This is a genomic window from Nitratidesulfovibrio liaohensis, from assembly GCF_011682075.1.
Classification (GTDB): domain Bacteria; phylum Desulfobacterota; class Desulfovibrionia; order Desulfovibrionales; family Desulfovibrionaceae; genus Cupidesulfovibrio; species Cupidesulfovibrio liaohensis.
Genome location: NZ_VSMK01000507.1, coordinates 1 through 1,642 on the forward strand (window position 1 = coordinate 1; position 1,642 = coordinate 1,642).

Sequence of the window (1,642 nt, forward strand, 5' to 3'; positions counted from 1 at the left end):
GCCGCTTACGGGGGGCACGGGACGCGTGGCCGTGCGCCTGACCCCGCATCCCGTGGCCCGCGAATTGTGCCTGCTGGCCGGTGGGCCGCTGGTGGCCAGCAGCGCCAACATCAGCGGTCGTCCTGCCGTGACCCGCGCTGCGGAGCTTGATCCGGAACTGCTGGCCGAAGTGGCCGGGGTGCTGGACCTGCCCCCCGCGCCGCCCGGCGGCTTGCCCTCCACGCTGGTGGAGGTGCTGGATGGGGGCTGTTGCGGGTCCGGTGGCGGGATTGGCTGCGGTGCGCCGCGCCTGCGGGTGTTGCGGGCCGGGGCCGTGTCGGCTCAGGCCCTGCGTGATGCCGGGTTTGCGCTGGAGTGAACGGGGGGCGACCCTGCCGGGAGTACAAAAAATTTTTGCAAGGCCACGGCGGCAAAATGGCCGCAAAACCGCACTGGACGAGGCCTGCGAGGCGGCGGCAGCATCGTTGGCAAAAAAGTTGAACTGATTGCGCAAACGGTCCGTGTCGGCCCGCTACCTGGCGAATCTTGAAAAAAACTGAAAAACAAGATGGATACGTGAGCGTCCGCAGGCGATGCAGGCTGTGTTCAGCCGCCGCGGCGCGTTGGCACACCGCTTGCTACATCCTGATCACCTTCCTTTCTTTGCAGAGAACCGGTCCTACAGGGGTGTGGGACCGGTTTTTCTTTTGCGCGCTGTCCGCCGTTGTCGTGCGTGGGGACGTTTCCTCTCGCCGGTGACCGTGTCGCGTTCTTCCGCGCGCAAGCATCAAGGCTGCCGCTCCCATTCCCGTTCCTTGTCGGGTATTTCCAGCAATTTCAATATGTTGTACAGAACTGCCCGCTCTGTGATGGCAGCCATGCACGGGGAGGTTTCGTCGGGATCTGCGGTGGCGTTGCGGTCCTTTCCGCCGTGCGGGCTCCCGTTGCCGTGCCCCCAGCCGCAGCCCAGCGTGCGCAGGGTGGCGGAACAGGGGGCACATGCCAGCGGACTGGGCAGCGCCGCCGCCCCGTGCGGACACCATGCCCCGGCGGGGGCCGGGCCGAACAGGGCCAGTACTGGAGCGCCGTGCAGGGCGGCAAGGTGCAGCGGCCCGGAATCGTTACCGATCACCAGACGCGCGCGGCGCAGCAGGTGCGCCAGTTCGCCGTGGTTGGCGGGGGTGACCACCGGAACCGCACCTCCCCCCGGTTGCTCTTTCGGCATCAGGGCGTTTTGATCGAGTCCGCGCTCCAGTTCCGCCGGACCCAGCACGTACAACGGATTGTACCCGGCCCGGAGCAGCGCACCGGCCACGGCGGCGAACCGCCGGGGCGGCCACTGCTTGGCCCGGTGACCCGCGCCCGGCACCAGCACCACGGTGCGCGAATCCGCGCCGTTCCAGCCGCCGAACAGGGTTTGCCAGGTGCCGTGCCAATTAGCGTCCCACCGGGGCGGCCAGGGCAAGGCGGACGGGGCTACACGTTCAAGCAGGCTGCGGAGCGTCCCGGTGACATGCCCGATCTGCCCGATATGACTGGCATGACTGACCTGACTGGGGCGCGCAGCGGGGCCCATTGCCGGGACTTCCGCGCCAGCAGCATCGCCGTCCATGCCGCCGCCGTCCGCCCCGGGCGACAGGCAGGGCAGGGGCACCACGCGCGG

General features: G+C 68.7%; 2 protein-coding genes. One reads left to right on the forward strand and one right to left on the reverse strand.

Annotated features, from left to right (window positions below; genetic code table 11):
• On the forward strand, positions 1-358 hold a 358-nt coding region (locus FVW27_RS14935), incomplete at its 5' end, for an L-threonylcarbamoyladenylate synthase (RefSeq protein WP_208294821.1).
• Positions 359-766: 408 nt separating this feature from the next.
• Here the strand turns inward: FVW27_RS14935 and FVW27_RS14940 are convergent.
• Positions 767-1,642: glycosyltransferase family 9 protein (locus tag FVW27_RS14940; RefSeq protein ID WP_167126595.1), on the reverse strand; the 876-nt coding region annotated here is incomplete at its 5' end.